At 71.5% G+C, this 18,895-nt stretch carries 15 protein-coding genes; 9 read left to right on the top strand and 6 right to left on the bottom strand.

Translation table 11 applies throughout. The features are described 5' to 3' along the window. Positions 1-7: 7 nt before the first annotated feature. Genes OG223_RS45590 through OG223_RS45560 form a run of 7 tightly spaced genes read left to right on the top strand, consistent with a single transcriptional unit; the run spans position 8 to position 7,746 of the window. Positions 8-1,459, top strand: a complete 1,452-nt coding sequence (locus OG223_RS45590; protein ID WP_329262524.1) for an RtcB family protein — start codon at positions 8-10, stop codon at positions 1,457-1,459. Further along, on the top strand, positions 1,456-2,736 hold the full coding sequence (locus OG223_RS45585; protein ID WP_329262522.1) for an aminoglycoside phosphotransferase family protein: 1,281 nt from the start codon (positions 1,456-1,458) through the stop codon (positions 2,734-2,736). The genes OG223_RS45590 and OG223_RS45585 overlap by 4 nt, the downstream gene beginning before the upstream one ends. Beyond that, on the top strand, positions 2,724-4,088 hold the full coding sequence (locus OG223_RS45580; protein ID WP_329262520.1) for an O-antigen ligase family protein: 1,365 nt from the start codon (positions 2,724-2,726) through the stop codon (positions 4,086-4,088). Before OG223_RS45585 ends, OG223_RS45580 begins: the two co-directional genes overlap by 13 nt. Next, positions 4,085-5,524, top strand: coding sequence for a lipopolysaccharide biosynthesis protein (locus tag OG223_RS45575; protein ID WP_329262518.1), 1,440 nt, complete (start codon positions 4,085-4,087; stop codon positions 5,522-5,524). Before OG223_RS45580 ends, OG223_RS45575 begins: the two co-directional genes overlap by 4 nt. After that, positions 5,445-6,419, top strand: coding sequence for a methionyl-tRNA formyltransferase (locus OG223_RS45570; RefSeq protein ID WP_329262517.1), 975 nt, complete (start codon positions 5,445-5,447; stop codon positions 6,417-6,419). Before OG223_RS45575 ends, OG223_RS45570 begins: the two co-directional genes overlap by 80 nt. Further along, a complete protein-coding gene (locus OG223_RS45565) occupies positions 6,416-7,078 on the top strand; it encodes a PIG-L deacetylase family protein (protein ID WP_329262515.1) in 663 nt (220 codons plus the stop codon). The genes OG223_RS45570 and OG223_RS45565 overlap by 4 nt, the downstream gene beginning before the upstream one ends. Before the next feature lie 2 nt (positions 7,079-7,080). Next, complete coding sequence (locus tag OG223_RS45560) at positions 7,081-7,746, top strand: sugar transferase (RefSeq protein ID WP_329262512.1); 666 nt, start codon at positions 7,081-7,083, stop codon at positions 7,744-7,746. On the opposite strand, the gene OG223_RS45555 is transcribed toward OG223_RS45560, so the two are convergent. Continuing rightward, positions 7,741-8,781, bottom strand: coding sequence for an LCP family protein (locus OG223_RS45555; protein WP_329262511.1), 1,041 nt, complete (start codon positions 8,779-8,781; stop codon positions 7,741-7,743). The two genes, OG223_RS45560 and OG223_RS45555, sit on opposite strands and share 6 nt — an antisense overlap. Next, positions 8,781-11,519, bottom strand: a complete 2,739-nt coding sequence (locus OG223_RS45550; protein WP_329262508.1) for a DegT/DnrJ/EryC1/StrS family aminotransferase — start codon at positions 11,517-11,519, stop codon at positions 8,781-8,783. Before OG223_RS45550 ends, OG223_RS45555 begins: the two co-directional genes overlap by 1 nt. A gap of 170 nt (positions 11,520-11,689) precedes the next feature. On the opposite strand from OG223_RS45550, the gene OG223_RS45545 reads away from it, so the two are divergent. Beyond that, the gene (locus OG223_RS45545; RefSeq protein ID WP_329262506.1) at positions 11,690-12,421 is read left to right on the top strand and encodes a TetR/AcrR family transcriptional regulator; all 732 of its coding nucleotides are present in this window, start codon (positions 11,690-11,692) and stop codon (positions 12,419-12,421) included. A 25-nt stretch (positions 12,422-12,446) separates the two neighbouring features. On the opposite strand, the gene OG223_RS45540 is transcribed toward OG223_RS45545, so the two are convergent. Beyond that, a complete protein-coding gene (locus OG223_RS45540) occupies positions 12,447-14,264 on the bottom strand; it encodes an ABC transporter ATP-binding protein (protein ID WP_329262503.1) in 1,818 nt (605 codons plus the stop codon). Between the two features lie 142 nt (positions 14,265-14,406). Between OG223_RS45540 and OG223_RS45535 the strand changes: the two genes are divergently transcribed. Continuing rightward, positions 14,407-15,435 (top strand): glycoside hydrolase family 43 protein, encoded by a 1,029-nt coding sequence (locus OG223_RS45535; protein ID WP_329262500.1) that lies wholly within the window; start codon positions 14,407-14,409, stop codon positions 15,433-15,435. Between the two features lie 17 nt (positions 15,436-15,452). Here the strand turns inward: OG223_RS45535 and OG223_RS45530 are convergent, their stop codons facing one another. The 3 genes from OG223_RS45530 to OG223_RS45520 are packed head-to-tail and all read right to left on the bottom strand — an operon-like array spanning position 15,453 to position 18,830. Continuing rightward, the gene (locus OG223_RS45530; RefSeq protein ID WP_329262497.1) at positions 15,453-16,322 is read right to left on the bottom strand and encodes a carbohydrate ABC transporter permease; all 870 of its coding nucleotides are present in this window, start codon (positions 16,320-16,322) and stop codon (positions 15,453-15,455) included. A 12-nt stretch (positions 16,323-16,334) separates the two neighbouring features. Beyond that, on the bottom strand, positions 16,335-17,330 hold the full coding sequence (locus tag OG223_RS45525; protein ID WP_329262494.1) for a carbohydrate ABC transporter permease: 996 nt from the start codon (positions 17,328-17,330) through the stop codon (positions 16,335-16,337). Between the two features lie 9 nt (positions 17,331-17,339). Beyond that, complete coding sequence (locus OG223_RS45520; protein WP_329262491.1) at positions 17,340-18,830, bottom strand: ABC transporter substrate-binding protein; 1,491 nt, start codon at positions 18,828-18,830, stop codon at positions 17,340-17,342. Positions 18,831-18,895: the final 65 nt, after the last annotated feature.

Raw genomic sequence — 18,895 nt, 5'->3', positions numbered from 1 at the left:
AGTCCCCGTGCGCGTCGACATCATCAGCGGACAGCACCGCGACCCGGCCACCGGGTCCCGGGCCGACCTCACCGTGTTCGACAGTACCGAGGCACCGGCCGATCCGGCGCTGCTCGCCCGGGTCCGCGGGGGCACCGGGACGGCGGACCTGGCCGCGCCGCCGGTCGTGCTGCCGGACTTCAGCCACAAGGGCAAGTCGGAGATGCCGTCGAGCATCGCGGTGGCCACCCGGGGAGCGATCCGGCCCACCCTCACCGACGCCGCCCTGAACTGCGGCATGGCGCTCGCCGTGCTGGATGTGCCCCGGCCCTCCGCGACCGCCGTCGAGGAGTTCTACCGACGGGTCAGGCAGCGCTACCCCGACCCGCCACGGTGGAAGTTCGAGCTGTCCCGCGCCGAAGTGCTGCGGGCCGCCGTGGAAGGCGCCCGGTTCGCCGCCGAGCGGTTCGCCGTCGACACCGCGGACATCGAGCGGATCGAGGAGTTCGGGCAGCTCCCGGTCGAGGAGTACGGCGGAGCACGGCGCGCCCGCCGGGAACTGCCGTGGCTCTGTGTGCAGTTGGCCCGGCTGCGCTTCGGCAGCATCGGCCCCAGTACGCACTTCCTGGAGCTCCAGGAGGTCGAGGAGGTGCTGGAGCGGGACATCGCCGACCGCCTCGGCGTGCACCAGGGGCAGGTGACCCTGCAGTTCCACAACGGCGGTGGTGTGCTGACCGGCCAGATCGGCGAGATGTACGCACGTCGGCAGGCCGCCTCCCGGCTGCTGCGGGCGGAGATGGCCGTACAGAAGCCGCTGTCGCACCTGCTGACGGCGGGCAGCCCGGCCGAGGCACGGCAACGATACGCGGCGTACTTCCGGCACGGTTGTCCCTCCGTGCCGATCGAGGGCGACGAGGGCCGGCGGGTGCTGCTCGCCCAGCGGCTCGCCATGAACTACGGCTTCGCCTACCGCCTCGCCACCTACGCCTCACTGCGGATCTTCGCCCGCGCGGCCTTCGGGGCCGGACTGCGGCTCGTGGTGGACTCCCCGCACAACTCCGTCTACGAGGAACTCGTCGGCGGCGAGCCGGCATTCGTGCACCGGCACAACGCAACCCGCGCCTGGACGCCGCAGATGATGGCGGGTCACCCCGCCTTCGCGCACACCGGCCAGCCGCTCCTGGTGCCCGGCACCAACCGCACCTCGTCGTTCCTGTGCGTCCCGGCACCGCAGGCGGACCGCAGCCTCTACACCGCCTGTCACGGAACCGGCAGCATCATCAGCGCGTTCGAGCGCAGCGGCCGCAGCGGACCGGACCCCCAACGCCGGCACACCACGCGCTTCACCTACGACCGGGCCGCGCCACGCGACGTACCCCAACTGGACGACGCCGGGGTCGACGCGGCAGTCGCCATCCTCTCGGGCAACGGCCTGGTCCGGCCGGTCGCCAGACTGAGACCGTTCGCGGTGCTGTCATGAGCAGCGCGGCGCCGCCACGGGACCGGATGTGGCGCGAACTGCTGCCCCCCGGGCGGCGGTACGTGACGCTGCCGTCGCGACGGCACCCGATCGTGGTGGCCGAGGACCGGACGGCGGTGCTGTCCTACGTGCGCGAGTCGCTGCTCGCCGTGCCCCCGCCACTCCCGGGGTGGCTCTACCCCGCCGCCCGGGCGGCACTGACGGTTCCGGCGGTGCGGCGCTGCGTGCCGCGGCTGACCGTTCCCGCTCCGGACAGCGATGCCGAACCATCCGGTACCGCGCGGAGCACGGTCCGCCGCCTGCTCTCCGCGAGCGGGTCGCTGCTGCTGCTGGACCACAGCCACGATCCGGACGCCCGTCTCATCCTGTTGGTCTTCCCGCCCGGTGGGGAACTGCCCACCCTGGCCGTGAAGGTTCCGGCCCTGCCCGAAGCGGCGGCGGGCGTCGTCCGGGAGGCCGACCGGCTGCAGGCCCTGGCGGCGCTGCCGCTGGGCGAAGCCCGTCCTGCCGTGCCGACCGTCGTGGGCCTGCTGCGGCACCGGGGCCTGCCGGCGCTGGCGACGACCGCCCTTCCGGGAATGCCGATGCTGGTCGCGTATCACCGTCCACGACACCACACACGTCCCGCGCCGGTGCAGGCGGACTTCGCCGCGGCGGCGGTCTGGCTGGCCGCGCTGCAGTCGGCCACGACCGGCGAGACCGAGCCGCTCGACCTCGCGCCACGCGTCGCCGAGGTCCTGGACGGGCAGCTGAGCGGCGCTCCGAGCGCGGAGCGCGCCCTTGAGGAACTGCACGCGCTGCGCCGCCGGCTGCGACGGTACGCAGTTCCCCAAACCGCCGTGCACGGCGACTTCTGGCCCGGGAACGTCCTGGTGCGGGGCGGCCGGGTCTCCGGTGTCGTCGACTGGGAGCACGCACGAACAGCCGGCAACCCCCTGGCCGATCCTGCCCGGTTCGTCGTCGCCTACTGCGAATACCTCGACCGGCGCACCAGGCCCGGCCACCGGGTCCCCGGCCACCCGGGACTGGTCGCCGGGAGACCCGGGGCGGCCCTGGCCTACGCGCTGGACGGCACGGGGTGGTATCCGCGCCTGGTACGCGGCTTCCTCGGTGCGCCGCTGCGACGGCTCGGGCTGCCCGCCGCATGCGGGCGGGACGCCGTGCTCGCGGAGCTGGCCGCGGTGGCCGCCGAGGCCACGGATCCGGGATTCGCCCACGCACAGCTCCGGGCGTTCACCCGCCTGGCCTCGAAGGAGGAGACGTCATGGCCACAGTGACCGCCGGGTTCACGCCCGGGCGCACCTCACTGACGTCACCGGTCGGCGCCCGGCACGAGACGCTGTTGCGCACGGTGACGTTCATCGCCTGCGCGGCGATGGTGTTCCAGCCGATCCTGCGCCCCGCCGGCCCGGGCAACAGCTCACCGGTGGACCTGCTCACCGTGGCGATGGTGCTGGTGAGCTTCCTGTGGGCGGCAACCTGCGGCCGGCGGCTCGGCGCCCCGTACAGCCTGGCCGGCGCCCTCCTGCTGCTGAGCGGTGCCGTCGCGGGCCTGGCCGGGCCGCTGCCGGGCACCTCGCTGGTGAACCTGACCAAGGAGTCTCTGCTGCTGGCCTGGTGCGTCGCGCTGTACAACATCGCACGCAGGCCGGGCGTCCTCCGCCTGCTCACGGCTGCGTTCGCCTACGCGTCCGTGGTCTGGGCGTCCGTGCTGGTGGGCGCCACGCTCGCGCACATCACCGCTGTCGAGGGGATCTCTCCGACCGAGGGCGACCGAAAACTGTTCACCCTGGGCGACCCCAACTACGCCGCCACGTACTGGGTGGTGTCGCTCTTCATGGTGTACGCCGCCCAGCGCCCGCGCGCCCGTGCGCTGCGCTGGTACGGCTACACGATGCTCCTCTGGGCGCTGCTGCTCACCCAGTCGAACGGCGGCGTCCTCGCCCTGTGCGCCGGCCTGGTCCTCCTCGCCGCGTACACGATCTGCCGCAAGGCCGGTCCGGTCGCCGCGGCTGCCATCGTGCTGGCCCCCGCCCTGGTGATCGGCACCGCCCTCACGACGACGCCCCTCACCCATGTGCAGGACCGGGCGCTGCTGTCCCAGCAGACGGAGCTGGTGAACACCCTGGGCCGCAGCGGGGCCAGCACGGAGCAGCGCGGCGTGCTGGTCCGCGAGAGCCTCCAGTTGTACGACCGGCAGTGGCTGACCGGCTCGGGGCCGGGCACGACGAAACAGCTCCTCCAGGACCGGGATTTCCCGTACGCGAAGGAAGCCCACGACGACTATCTGGCGGCCCTCGTCGAACGCGGCCCACTGGGCGTGGTCGCGCTGCTGACCCTGCTGATGTCCGCGGCCTGGCGGTCCTCCCGGGTGCTGCGCGCGCCTCCCGGTACGGGTTTCGCCGCCCAGGTCCCCCGGCCGGCCGGACTCGTGGCGGCACTTCTGGGCCTGGCGGTGGCCGGCGCCTACTACGAGGTGCTGCACTTCCGCTTCCTGTGGATGCTGCTTGCGATGGTGGCGGTGCTGGCGACCGAACCGGACCCGGACGATCCGTACGGCCGACCGACCGCTGAAGGCCGCGCGGTCACGGTTCCGTCCCCCGCCGGAGGACGCGGAGACCCGGCATGAGCGGAACCGGCGCGCAGGACCACGGGACCGGGCAGCGGGCGCCGGCCCTGGGGCGCCGCAGCATGGTCGGCAACCTGGCGGCCCAGGGCGTCGCGGTGTGCATGGTCTTCGTCGCCAGCCTTCTGGTCGCCAGGCTGTCCGGGGCCGAGGTGCTCGGCGAGTACGCGCTGCTGCGGGTGCTGCCCTGGCTGACGGGTGTCGTGGTCAGCTGCGGGCTGCCGCTGGCGAGCGCCTACTTCCTCGCGGGCGAGCGGCGGGACGATCCCGGGCTGCGGCCGACTCTGGCGTTGCTCGCCGCCGCCGGTTCGGCCCTGGGCGCCCTGCTGTGGCTGGCCGCGGTTCCGCTGCTCGACGGCTTGTTCACCACCGTGCCGCGGTGGCAGCTGGCCCTGCTGGCGGTCACCGTGATCACCCAGCTGCTCACCGTGTGGGGCAAGGCCTGCTGCCAGGGACAGGCCGACATGCGGGGCGCCAACCTGGTCATCGTCGCGGAGGAACTGCTCTTCCTGCCCGCCTACGGGCTGGCCCTGATCGCCGGGTTGCGCGACGCCGACGCCGTGGTCGCCGGGCTGCTCGGTGGGGGGACGGCCGCCACGGTCACCTCGCTGGGCCGGCTGGTGCGCACCGGATTCGGACGCCGACGGGGCCGGCCTTCGACGCCGCTCGCCGCCGAGGTGCTGCGCTACGGGGCCCGCGGCCAGCTGGGCAACGTGCTGCTGCTGGTCAACCTCCGGCTGGACTTCGTCATCGTGGGCGCGCTGTCCGGCCCGGCGGTGCTCGGTGTGTACGCCGTCGCGTCCAAGTTCGCCGAGCTGATGCGGCTGCCCGCCGTGGCGATGCACTACGTGCTCTACCCGCGGTTCGCCCGGGACGGTCCACGGCTTGCCGGCGAGGAGGTGCGCCGGATCATGCCGCGGGCCACCGCGCTCACCGCCTTGCTGGTGCCGCCGCTGGTGGGCGCGTCGGTGATCATGCTGCCGCTGCTGTACGGCCAGGCGTTCACGGACGCGGTCGTCCCCGCCTGCATCCTGCTGGTCGGACTGTCCGTCGAGGGCGCGGCGGCCGTGTCCACGGCCTATCTGTTCGGCGTCGGCCGGCCCGGTGTGAATTCCTGGGGCATGGGGGTCGGCGTCGCCGTGACCGTCCTGCTGGACGTCCTGCTGATTCCCCGGTACGGGGCGGTCGGCGCGGCCGTGGCGTCCAGCATCGCGTACCTGGTCACCACGGTGATGCTGGTGACCCTTGCCCGTGTCGTGGCCGCGCGCGGCACCCGACCCGGAAGGCACCGTCATGCGCACAGCATCCGATCACTCCTCCGCCGTACACCGACCTGGCCGCGTGGTCCTCATCGGGGCCGTGCACGAGGCGCAGGCAGCGCTGACGGCCCTGCTGGAGTCCCCGCTGGTCCGTCTCGCGGCGGTGATCACGCCGCCTGACGACGACCGGCGCCGGCTGTCGGGCGCCGTAGACCTCTCGGGGACCGCCAGGGCCGCCGGCGTTCCGGTGCTGCGCGGGACCGATCTCGACACACCGGCCATGGTGACGCGGATACGTGCGCTGGACCCGGACCTGCTGGTGGTCGTCGGCTGGAACCGGTTGCTCGGCCCCGAACTGCTGTCCGTGCCACGGCACGGCTGTGTCGGCTTCCACGCTTCCCTGCTGCCGCGCCACCGCGGCCGTGCTCCGGTGAACTGGGCGATTCTGCGGGGTGAGACCCTCACCGGCAACACCATGATGATGCTCGACCCCGGGGCGGACACCGGTGACATCGTCGACCGGCGCACGGTGCTCATCGGGCCGGAGGACACCTGCGGCACCGTGTACGACCGGGTGGCCCGGGCCGGCGCCGACATGCTGCGCACGCACCTTCCCGGCCTGCTCACAGGCACCGCTCCGCGTGTTCCGCAGGATCCCGCCGAGGGTGACGTGCTGCCTCGCCGTACGCCCGGTATGGGTGTCATCGACTGGGGCCGTCCGGCGCCCGCGGTGCACGACTGGGTGCGGGCCCTGACCACCCCGTACCCGGGAGCGTTCAGCGTGCTGGACGGCGAGCGGGTGATGGTCTGGCGCACCCGCCCGCCGCGCGGTGACGAGCCCGCCGGGCCGTCGGGCTCGGTGCTCGCCGTGGAGGAGTGCGGTGTGCGGGTCGCCACCCGGAGCGGCAGCGTCCTGGTGACCCACATGAGCGGTCAGGGCCGGCCGCCGCAGCCCGCGACGCGCTGGTCCCGGCGGGCCGGTCTGCGGCCCGGTGCGCGGTTCGAGGCCGTGCCGCCCGCGGTGGCCCGCTGGGTGCTGGGCGAAGGCCCGCGGCCCGAGGAGGCCGTGCGATGAGCACCGTACTGGTCCTGGCCGCACATCCCGACGACGAGCTGCTCGGCGCGGGCGCCACCCTGGCCCGGCACATCAGGGACGGCGATCACGTGCACGCCGTCGTCCTCACCGAGGGAGCCTCGAGCCGGTACCGCGAGGGACTGGCCGAGGAGCTCGTCAAGGCGGCGCAGCGTGCGGCGCAGGTGCTCGGTCTGACCTCCCTGGAGCTCTGGCCACTGCCCGACCAGCGGCTGGACGCACTCCCGCTGATCGACGTGGTCCAGCGAGTGGAGGCGGTGGTCGACGCGGTACGCCCGGAGCTGGTGTACACGCACTTCCCCGGCGACGTGAACGCCGATCACGGGGTCGTGGCGCGCGCCGCCTGGACCGCCTGCCGCCCCTATGTGCTTCCGGGGCTGCGCCGGTTCGCCGTGTTCGAGACCCCGTCGTCCACGGAATGGGCCTGGTCCGCCGACTGCCCGTTCACCCCGTCGCTGTACATCGACGTCACCCGCACGCTCGACACCAAGCTGGAGGCGATGAGTTGCTACGAGACCGAGCTGCGCGACCATCCGCATCCGCGGTCGCTGCGGGCGCTGCGGGAGCGCGCCGCCTACTGGGGCAGTCGGGTCGGGCGCCCGGCCGCGGAGCCGTTCCAGGTACTGCGGGAGGTGTACTGATCATGGCCGTCGATCGGGCCCGGCCGGACACGGCCGTGCCGGCACTGCGCGGGGACACCCGGCGGCGCCGCGCGGCGGATGTCGTCATCGCGCTGGTGCTGCTGCCGGCGCTGCTGGTGCCCATGGCGCTGCTCGCCGTCCTCGTGCGGTGCACCAGTCGCGGTCCCGCCGTGTACAGCCAGTGGCGCGTGGGCCGCGGTCTACGGCCGTTCAGGATCCTCAAGTTCCGTTCGATGGCCGTCGGCGCCGACCGGGCGGGTCCTGCGGTCTGCGGTGCCGCGGATCCCCGCGTCACATCCTTCGGGCGGTGGTTGCGCTGTACACGCCTTGACGAACTCCCGCAGCTGGTCAATCTGTTGCGCGGCGACATGACACTCATCGGCCCGCGTCCGGAGGTCGAGCGGTTCCTTCCCCGCTACACACCGGACGAGCTGCGGCTGCTGGACGTCCGGCCCGGCGTCATCGGCCCCGGCGCGCTGTACGTGGCGGAGCGGGGCGGGGAGCTGGACGACACCGGCCGTGCCGAGGAGCGTTATGTGGCGCTGCAGTTGCACGCCAAGCTTGCCCTGGACCTCGCCTACCTGAGCGACCGGCGGCTCACCACCGACCTGCGGCTGGTGGCGCGGGCGGTGTCCATCAGCTGGCTCCGCCCGCCCCGCCGGTCATGAGGACGGCTCCGCCCCCGCCTCGACGGCGTGCCACAGCGTCCGCAGCTTCACCTGGTCCAGGATCAGCGCGTACTGCCCGTGGATCAGCTCCGACCGGACGATCGGCGCGGTGGTGAACCGGGCGTCCGACGCGTTCAGGTGCCGCAGGCCGAGCAGGAGTTCGCGCAGGTCGCCGTTGGACATCCGGTCGTCCACGCTGACCGTGCGCGTCATCGCGTTGAGCATCCTGGCGGTGCCGAGCGGATCGGTGAGGCCGGCCTGGGCCCGCAGCCGCTCGGCCAGGCTGCGCAGGAACTGTTGCTGATGCTTGATCCGGTCCAGCTCGCCGCCGGGCACACCGTGCCGTTGACGGACGTACGCCAGTGCCTCGTCACCGTGCATGACATGGGTGCCGGCCGTGAAGTGCACCTGCAGCACGGGGTCGTAGGAGTCCTCAGGAACGGTGATGGGCACACCGCCGACGGCGTCCGTGAGGGCCTTGAACCCGTGCCAGTCGATGACACCGAAGTGGTCGACACGGGTCCCGGTGAGCCGCTCCACCGTCTGGATGAGGAGGGGTGGACCGCCCCAGGAGAACGCGGCGTTGACCTTCGCCGAGCCGTGGCCCGCGATGGGCACCCAGCTGTCCCGCGGAATGGACATCGTGTAGACGGTGCGCTCGTCGGCGCTCAGGTGCACGAGCATCAGGGTGTCGCTGCGCTGTGCGCCGTACGTCCACAGCCGTGCCGTGGCGTCGCTCCCGGTGGTCGGCCGCCTGGAGCGGCTGTCGACCCCGGCCAGCAGGAAGGTCGAACCGCCGTCATGGGCCGTGGGCTCGGGCGGGCGCGGTCCGGAGGGGAAGGCGTCGGGGATGCGGGTGACCTGGTCGCCGTAGTGGTTGGTGCCCCACCACACGGCGCCCGCGCCCAGGCCGAGCAGGGCCAGCACGGTGGCCAGGCAGAGCACCAGCAGCCGGCGCAGCAGACGGTGTGGCCGGGTGCCCGCTGTGGGGCGGGGCCTGGGCGGCCACTGCGGCCGTGTGCCGGGTGCGGACATCAGAAGTCGTCCGGATACGGATCGGCCAGAACCGCATGCCCCGGATGCGGCGGCTGGGCCGCGGGGAACCCGGGGAGGAGCGCGCTGAGGATGCGGCGCACGTCGCCGGTGTCGTTGCGCTCCGCCGCGGCGTAGAGGACGGGGAGCTCGTTCTCCAGGGCGGTGGGGTGTCCGGAACCGGCGGTAGGGGTCGCGGCGAGGATCCGCGGATGGGAGGTACGGGTGTGCCGTTCCTGCGCCGAGAAGAGTGTCTCGTTGAGTTTCTCGCCCGGCCGCAGCCCGGTGTACCGGATGTCGACGTCCGGTACGTGCACCGAGCGCGCGAACCTGCGGACGAGGTCCACGATCCGCACGGGGCGGCTCATGTCCAGGACGAACACCTCGCCGCCCCGGGCCATCCGGGCCGCCTCCAGGACCAGGCCGACGGCCTCCTCGACGGTCATGAAGAAACGGGTGACATCGGGGTGGGTGACAGTCACCGCGGAACCCGAGCCCAGCTGCTGGGCGACGACCGACAGCAGCGAGCCACGGCTGCCGAGGACGTTGCCGAAGCGGACGGCCGCGAAGACGGTCCCCGTCGGGGCGGTCTCCTGGGCGCGCCCCACGAGGAGTTCGGCCAGGCGCTTGGTCGCGCCGAGCACCGACACCGGGTCGGCGGCCTTGTCGGTGGAGATCAGCACGAATCGTCCGGTTCCGGCGTCCGCGGCGGCGCGGACCAGGTTCTCGGTGCCGCGCACGTTCGACTTCACGCCTTCGCAGGGGTGCATTTCGAGGAGGGGAAGGTGCTTGTGCGCGGCCGCGTGGAAAACCACCTCCGGACGCAGCTCGCGGAACACCTGGTCGATGCGGGGGCGGTCACGGATGTCCGAGATGACGATGTCGTCGCTGCGCAGGGCGTCGCCGTAGAGCTCCAGTTGCAGCCGGTGCAGGTTCGACTCGTCGTGGTCCAGCAGGAAGAGCCGGCTCGGGCCGAAGGCCCTTACCTGGTGGCACAGTTCGCTGCCGATCGACCCTCCGGCGCCGGTCACCAGGACCCGCCGCCCGGCGACCGTCGAGCGCGCCTCGGGACTCACGACGTGCATTTCGGTCCGGCCGAGCAGTTCCTGCACGTCCAGCGCCCGCATGTCGGTGCCCACCACGTCGCGCCGGAGGGCCGCGACGAACGACGGCAGGTACCGCACGCTCGCTCCCGTCGCCTCGGCTGCCTTCGCGACCCGGCTGAAGCGGTCCGGCCGCAGGCCGGGGATGGCCACGACCACCGCCTCGATCCGGTGGGCGAGCGCGACCGCCCGGGTGTCGTCCAGCTCCCCCAGGACGGGCAGGTCCGCGATGGCGGCGGCCTGCCGCTTGGCGGGGTCGTCGTCGAGGAACCCGACGGGCACGAGTCCGAACTCCGGTGTCCGCGCCAGGTCCCGGGCGAGCGCCTGGCCGGCCTCTCCGGCTCCGATCACCAGGGTGCGCAGGCCGGCCGGACGTCGTGTGTTCGTCGGACGGGCGGTGGACGGGGCGAGCCGGCCCAGTTCTCCGCAGATCCGGTCCACCGCATGCCCCGTCAGCCAAGGATGCAGGGGCAGCGAGAGCAGCTGCGGGAAGAGCGCGTCCGCTCCCGGCAGGCCGTCCGGCGGAATGACCGCGACCCGCCGGAAGTACGGCATCTGGTGCAGGGGGACGAAGTGGACCGAGGTACCGATGCCGCGCTCACCCAGCCGGTCGATCAGCTCGTCCCGACTGGTCCCGTACTCCTCCAGCACCCGTACGACGTACAGGTGCCGCGCGTGCCGTCCGACGGTGGCGGCGTCCGGGGGTTCCAGTCCGGGGACGGTCGCGAGTGCCGTGTCGTAGCGTTCCGCCAGCGCGTGCCGCCGCCGCTGCCAGTCGTCGAGGTGACCCAGCTGGGCCCGGCCTATCGCGGCCTGCACGTCGGTCATGTTGGCCTTGAGGCCGGCGTCCTCGACGGTATAGCGCCAGTGGCCGCCCGGCAGGTTGCGTCGCCAGGCGTCCGTGGACATGCCGTGGAGTCTCGCGCGGCGGATCCAGGCGGCCAGCAGGTCGTCGTCGGTGGTGACCATGCCGCCCTCACCGATGGGCAGGTTCTTGGTGGCGTAGAAGCTGAAGCAGGTCGCCCTCGACAGGCTTCCGACGGGCCGGTCGCCCACCGAGGCGCCGAGGGCGTGGGCGGCGTCCTCGACCACGTACTCCAGAGGCAGCCGTGCGGCCGCCGCGAGTTCGGCGACGGGCGCCGGGGCGCCGGCGTAGTGGAGGACCATCAGCGCGTGCGGGCAGCCACAGGCCCGTGCCGCCCGGGCGACGGTGGCCGGGGTGACCATCGCGGTGCGCGGATCGACGTCGACCAGGACGGGTCGCAGCCCGGCGTGCAGCACCGCGTGGACGGCGCCGCAGAACGTCACGTCCGGGACCAGGACCGTTCCGCCGGGCGGCAGCCGCAGGGCGCGCAGCGCCAGTTCCAGCGCCGCCGTGCACGAACTCACCGCGACCGCGTGCCCGGCGCCGACGTACGCCGCGAACTCGCGCTCGAAGAGTTCCGTCTCCGGGCCCGTGGTCACCCAGCCGGAGGCGAGCACACGCTGCGCCGCCCGCCGCGCCTCCGGGCTGATCCGGGTCACGGCGAAGGGCACGTCCGGTTCTCCGGCGTGCACAGGGGCCAGGGACACTCCGTCGACGCCGAGCCGGGCGTGACCGACCGGTTCCTGCCGGGGCCTCATCCGGTGGACTGTCATGGCTCGCTCCCCGGTTCCGCGCTGCTGGGGGCGTGACGACATGCGGGGCAGTCCACACTGCCGTACGTCCGAATGGCGTATATTTACGTCGTATACGTACACCTTGCCCCCGTAGGTGCATAGAGTCAACACGAGTGGCACCGGCACGGCCCACCAGGTGGAGGCGAGGCATGGCCAAGGAGCGGGCGCGCGCACAGAACAAGGACGACCGGGCCGGGGCGGGTCCGGCACGCCGGGCCGGCGACCGCGGCCGGTACGGCCGGCTGAGCCGGGAACGGGTACTGGCCAGTGCCCTGGAGCTGGTCGACCGGGAGGGCCTGTCGGCGCTGAGCATGCGGCGGCTGGGTGCCGAGCTCGGTGTCGAGGCGATGGCGCTGTACCGATATGCGGCGAGCAAGGACGCCCTGTTGGACGGCCTGGTCGAAGCGCTCTACCTGGAGCTGCAGGAACGCCTCGCCACCGGTGCCGAGGCGCCGAAATGGCGCACCGAGTTGCACCGGATCGCGCTGGCGACGTACGACGCGTGCATGGCCCATCCCCAGGTGGTGCCGCTGCTTGCCACGCGCATGCTGGCCGTTCCGCTGGCCCGGAGGCCGCCGGCCGTGCTGCGGCAGCACGAGCGGGTGATCGCCCTGCTGCGGGACGCCGGGTTCGGCGAGACCCGGTCCGCCGCCGTCTTCCGCGCCTTCACCGCGTGGGTGCTCGGCTATGTGTCGATGGAACTGCAGGCCATGGTCGACAGCCCGGAGGAGCAGGATCCCTCGTTCCGTCTCGGCCTGCACCGCATGCCCCCGCAGGAACTGCCCCGACTGCGGGAGACCGCCGCCGCCCTCGCCGAACGGGGAGGACCGAAGGGCCTGACGGACGGGCTGGAGGCTCTGCTCGAACGGTTCACCGAGTGACAAGGGCCGCCCACCGGGCCGGAGTTCAGAGCAGGTCGGCGGCCTGTTCCGGGCTCTCGTCGAGGAAGCCGCCCGACTGGTGCAGCCACAGCTTCGCGTAGGCGCCCTCGGCCGCCAACAGCTCCTGGTGCGTGCCCTGTTCGACGATCCGGCCGCGGTCGAGGACGACGAGGCGGTCCATGCCGGCGACGGTGCTCAGCCGGTGCGCGACGACGAGTGCCGTCCGGCCCTCCATGAGCCGCCACAGCGCTTCCTGGACGAGGATCTCGCTCTCGGAGTCGAGGGCGCTGGTGGCCTCGTCGAGCAGCAGGATCGGGGCGTCGCGCAGGATCGCCCGGGCGAGGGCGACGCGTTGGCGCTGTCCGCCGGAGAGCTTGACCCCGCGCTCCCCCACCATCGTCTCGAAGCCGTCCGGCAGCGCGTCGGCGAACTCGGTGACGTGCGCCGCCTCGGCGGCCCGGCGGACCTCGGCGTCGGTGGCGTCGGGGCGCGCGAAGGTGAGGTTCTCGCGCAGGGTGCGGTGGAACATCGCCGGGTCCTGCGGCACGTACGCGATCAGGCTGCGCAGGTCGGCCTGGCGGAGCCGGCTGATGTCCTGGCCGCCGATCAGGATGCGGCCGGAGTCGATGTCCGTCATCCGCAGCAGCAGCCGGCTGAGGGTGGTCTTGCCGCCGCCGGAGCGGCCGACGAGGCCGATCTTCGTGCCGCCGGGCACGGTCAGGTCGAGTCCGTCGAAGAGGGTGTCGGCGCCCGCGTGGGCGAAGGTCACGTTCTCGAAGCGGACGTCGGTGGCCCGGGTCCGCAGCGGCTCGGGCGAGTCCGGGTCGACGACGGTGGGCGGTGCCATCAACAGCTCGGTGAACTGGGCGGCTTCGGTCATCGAGCTTTCCAGGCGCCGGTATATCTGATTGAACTCGAACATGATCCGGGTCGCGTTCGTGTAGTACGTGAAGGCGACAACGACCGCTTCCACGCCGTGGGTTCCGCCGCCGAGGGCCACCGCGAGCAGCAGCCCGAGCGCGTTGGTGAGCACGGAGAGCGGTGCGACCAGGGTGTCGATGCGCAGGTTGCCGTAGTCCCAGGAACGCAGCGTGAGGCGCCTCGACTGGGCGACGCGGGAGCGGTGTTCGGCCGCCTCGCGTTCCTCGGCTGCGAACGCGCGGACGGTGTCCATGTTCATCAGGCTGTCGGCGACATGGCCGGACACCCGGGCGATGGCCTCCTCGCGCAGGTCGACGAGTGCCTGGCGGCGCCGGATGAGCGGCGCGACGACCAGGGCGGTGAGCGCGATCATCGCCAACAGGCCTACGACGAGCAGCGGTTCGTAGCGCCACAGCACGACCGAGCCGAACAGCAGCGGTACCAGGCTGCCCACCACCTGGAACGTCATCGTGTCGACGAACTCCTCGAAGCGGGAGGCGAAGCTCAACACCCGCTTGGTGAGGGACCCGGCGAAGTTGTCGTGGAAGAACGCGGCGTCCTTGGCGAAGAGTTCGTCCATGCCGATCACATACAGGTGCTCGATGCCGAGCGCGTCGAGCCGGTTGAGACAGTGCAGTCCCAGGCGCCACAACACCTCGGCGAGCAGCAGGACTCCGGCGAACCCGAGGACGTACGGCAGCGTCGCACGGACGCCGATGCCCGTGTCGCCGGCGATGCGGCCGACGAGCTTGGCGACGATCAGCGGCGCGATGTAGTTGATGCCGATGTTGCCGAGTGCGGGCAGCAGTGTGGCGGGCGCGGTCCACCGGCGGAGCCGGACCGATTCCCGTCCGTAGTAGCGAAGAGCGAGTAACACCGAGCCTCTGCGCGGCCCGGGGCCGCGCGATTCAGGCGATCCCATCCCTACCCCGTGATGTCGACGGCGGCCCGGTATCAGGGCAGGCCAGAAGTGGCAGTGTCCCGCGCCGACGCCCGTGCGGTCCAAGCGTTTTTCCCTCAACAGCGGTGATGCGCACGGGGTTTGCGGGACCTACGGTGACTCCATGGCGACCGATCCCGTGGGCGAGCCGATGCTGCTCCCCGACATGCCGTTGCACGATCCGTTCGTCGTGGCCGACGACACGACCCGCACCTATCACCTCTACACGTCCAACGACCCTTCGGTGTCGGGCGTGGAGGGTGTCGGCACGATGGTCTACCGCAGCCGTGACCTGCGCGAGTGGACACGTCCGGTCGTGGTGTTCCTGGCGGCGGAGCAGGCCGATCTCTGGGCGGCCGACGGTGGTTGGGCGCCGGAGGTGCACGCGTGGGGCGGCAGGTACTACCTGTTCACCACGCTGCACGACGAGAAGAGCCCGCTGCCGCTGCCCCCGACCGGCCGGTGGGGAACGCCGTTCCAGCTCGCGAACCACCGGCGCGGCACGGTCACGGCCGTGTCCGAATCCCTGCTGGGCCCCTTCACTTCGGTCGACCCCGCACGCCCCACCCCGCCCGGGCACCTCATGACCCTGGACGGCACGCTGTACGTCGACCCGTCCGGGCAGCCGTGGATGGTGTACGCGCACGAGTGGCTGCAGACCGTCGACGGCACGATGGAGGCGATCCGGCTGGCCCCGGACCTCGCCGGGACGATCGGCGACCCCGTCTTCCTGTTCAAGGCCTCGGACGCGCCCTGGATCGGCGAGGAGATCCCCGCCGGCGTACCGCACCAACTCCCGCCCTACGTCACGGACGGTCCGCAGGTGTACCGCACCCCCGACGGGTCGCTGCTCATGCTGTGGTCGACGTACGAGAAGAACGTGCTCGGCGCGGACGGCACCCTCACCGGTGGGTACGTCCAGACCTACGCCGTCTCCGAGTCCGGTGCGATCGAGGGGCCTTGGCGGCAGCGGCGGCCGCTGGTGCGGGAGGACAGCGGGCACGGGATGCTGTTCCGCACGTTCGAGGGGCAGTTGACGATGATCCTCCACCGGCCGTTCGAGAACGCGCGGGGCAAGCTGTACGAGATGGAACTCGCCGGTGACGAACTGCGGGTGCTGCGACAGCGGAGGGACCTGGACGGCGGCGGCTGACCCGGCGGCCGTTCCCGTTACTGCTTGACCGCGCCCGCAAGGCCGTTGATGAAGAACCGCTGGAGCACGACGAAGATCAGGACGATGGGCGCCAGCGTGATGACCGAGCCCGCGCACACCAGGGTCCAGGCGGTGGAGTTCTGGCCGATGAAGTTGAACATGCCCACCGAGAGGGTGTGCAGTTCGGGGCGGGAGAGGGTGAAGACCAGCGGGATGAAGAAGCTGTTCCAGGCGTTGATGCAGGCGAACAGGCCGACGGTCGCCAGCATCGGTCCGGACAGCGGGAGCATGATCCGCCAGAAGATCTGGTGGAAGTTCGCGCCGTCCACGCGGGCCGCGTCCTCGAGTCCCCGGTCGATCGTCGTGAAGTAGCCCATGAAGAGGAAGGTGCCGAAGACCATCCCGCCCGCCGACTGGACGATGACCACCGACCAGAGGGTGTTGAGGAGGTGGAGCCGCTGGATCAGGTCGAAGACCGGGATGATCGTGTAGCCGTGCGGCAGGAAGAGCGTCACCCCGACCAGGCCCAGCCAGAGTTTCTTGCCGGGGAAGTCGGTGCGGGCCAGGACGTAGCCCGCCATGGAGGTGGCGAGCAGCGTGACGATGACCGTGCCGGTCGCGAACAGGACCGTGTTGACGAAGAACCGGCCGAAGTCCGCCTGCGTCCAGGCCTCGCTGTAGTTGGACCAGTGGAACTCGGACGGGATCGGGTTCAGCCCGCCGGAGAAGAAGCCGTCGGTGCTCTTGAGCGAACTGCCGAGCGCCCACAGGAACGGGTAGAGCCAGATGAGGCCGCCGCCGAGCAACACGAGGTACAGCAGGCCGCGTCGGCCTTGGCGCAGGCTCAACCGCGTTCGCGGGCGCGGGCGTTGGGACAGTGTGGACATCGACGTGACCCTTTACTGGTTGGCGACCGTACGGCGGCGGCTGATCCCGCGCAGGGCGAGTACCTGGAGCGCGGAGAAGACGATGAGCAGCAGGCCGTAGAGGAACGAGGCGGCGGAGGCCAGGCCGATGTCGGGCTGGGCGGCGGCGCCGGCGGAGCCGCCGAAGGCCAGGTGGTAGATGTAGGTGTTGACGACCTCGGTGGCGAAGTAGGGGCCGCCGCCGGTGAGGACCTGCACCAGGTCGAAGACCTGGAAGCTGCCGATGAAGGCCAACACCACGATGACGACGCCGACTTGGCGCAGCATCGGGATGGTGATGCGGAAGAAGGACTGCACCGGCCCGCAGCCGTCGAGCTTCGCCGCCTCGTACAGCTCGGCCGGGATGGTTTGTAGTCCGGCGAGGAAGTAGACCAGGTTGTAGCCGAGGGTGTGCCAGATGCCGATCGCGATGATCACGGCCAGCGCGGTGTGCGGGTCGCCGAGCCAGTCGATCTGCCCGTCGCCCACCCCGGTCTTGGCGAGCAGACTGCCCGCCGAGTCACCGAAGTTGGCGAGCATGAGCTGGATGACGACGCCGACGACCGCGGCCGAGGTGACGACGGGGATGAAGTAGACGGTCCGGAAGAACAGCGCGAACTTGAGCTTCGGGTTGTTCAGCACCAGCGCGAGCGCCAGCGCCAGCAGGAGCTGCACCGGGACGAGGACGAAGGCGTAGACGAAGGTGTGCCCGACGGCGCCCCAGAAGATGCCGTCGTGCAGGATCTGCCGGAAGTTGGCGAGGCCCACGTAGTCACCGGGTGCGCCGATGCCGTTCCAGCGATAGAAGGTGTAGCCGAAGGAGGCGAAGATCGGGTAGACCACAAAGGCCAGCAGGAGTACGGCCATGGGGGCCAGATAGAGGTACGACCACTTGGCGGCGCGGATGCGGCGGCCGAGGCCGGGGCGGACGGCGACGGGTGGTGGGGGCGGGGATGCCCGCCTGCGTTCGCGGGTGTCGAGGAGTGACATGGTGACGGCTCACGCCTTCTTCTTCGTGGTGTACGGCTTGGTGGGGTCCCAGTCGGCGAAGACGTAGTCGGCCGTGCTGACCTTCTTGCCCTGCTTGGCCACCGCGGCGACCGCGTCGGACAGGAGCTGGAATTTCTTGTCGGCCAGGCTGCTCAACGCGCCCTGAACGTCCTTGATTTGACCGGTGTAGATGCCGGTCACCACATCGCTGATGTCGGGCTTGGGCGCGCCGGGCGCGACGCCTGCCAGGTCCGGGTTGCGCACGAGGGGCACCGGGCCGCGCAGCACCTGCCGGGTCATGCCGACGAAGGCGGCGAAGGGCTTGGAGTCGATGCCGGTGGGGTCGTTGCCCGCGGGGTACGCGGAGACGCCGTTGAGGTCCTGCACCCAGCGGCGCCCCGCCGCCGGGGACGTCAGCGCGTCCAGCCACTGGAACGCCTCGTGCGCTTTCTTGCTCTTGGCGGAGACCGCGGCGAAGGAGCCGTTGCCGACCGGGTCCGCGTAGTAGTAGCCCTTCGGGGTCGCGGTGGGCGAGGGCAGGGTGACCAGGCTGTAGTCGGTGAACTTGTGCTGGGTCCACTCGGGTTGGTTCCACACACCGCCGACGGTCATGCCGAACTTGCCGCGCTCGAAGAACGCGCGGGCCGCTTCGTCCGAGAGGCTCACGGAGTTGGGGTGGAAGAAGCCGCGCTTCTTCCACTCGACGAACAGCTCCAGGAAGTCGGCGTACGAGCGGTCGGTGCCGTAAGTCCACTTGCCCACGCGGTAGTCCATGCCGGTGCCGGCACCGGTCGGAGCGCCACCGGGCGCGCCCGCGCCGCGCACGAACAGGTCCAGCCACCAGGCAAGGACACCGATGTTGTCGGCGTTGCCGAAGCCGAGGCCGTAGGACTTACCGCCGCTCTTCTTGGTGATCGTCTGGGCGGCGCTGGTCACCTCGTCCCAGGTCCTGGGGATCTTGACGGTGCCGTCCGGGTTCGTCAGGCCGGCGGACTTGAAGACGCCGTGGTGGATGTAGAGCTGGTAGAGCGGGCCCGAGCCCTTCAGCGGGGCCGAATAGACCTTGCCGTCGAAGACGTTGGCGCCTTCCAGGAAGGTGCCCTCGGGAAAGCGCGACTGCCACTGCGGGGTCGCCCACTCGTCGAGGGGGTGCAGCCAGCCCTTGGCGACCTGCTCGGCGACGCTGGGGACCTGCGGGATCATGAAGACGTCCGGCGGGTTGCCGCTGCGGTTGGCGAGTGCGACCAAGTCGGCGTATTTGGCGTTCTGTTGGGTGCTCTTCTTGACGCTGACGTCGCTGTGGCCCTTCTCGAAGAGCTCTATCTCCCTGTCGACCCAGGGGGCCTGGGTGACGTACCAGTCCCAGTAGGTGAGCGCGTCCGCCGCCGAGGAGGGGGAGCCGGCGCCGCACGCGCTCAGGCCGCCGCCCAGGGCGAGGGTGCCGGCGCCGAGTGCGGCGGTGCGCAGGAGGCCGCGTCTGGAGACGTTCGACGAAGTCATCTGGTGTTCCTCCGAGGCGGAGAAGAGGGGCGCCTTACGGCATGTAACGTTCACTGAACCGGTTA

The sequence above is a fragment of the Streptomyces sp. NBC_01478 genome (assembly GCF_036227225.1).
Taxonomy (GTDB): Bacteria; Actinomycetota; Actinomycetes; order Streptomycetales; family Streptomycetaceae; genus Streptomyces.
This window is presented reverse-complemented; position numbering and strand designations above follow the sequence as displayed.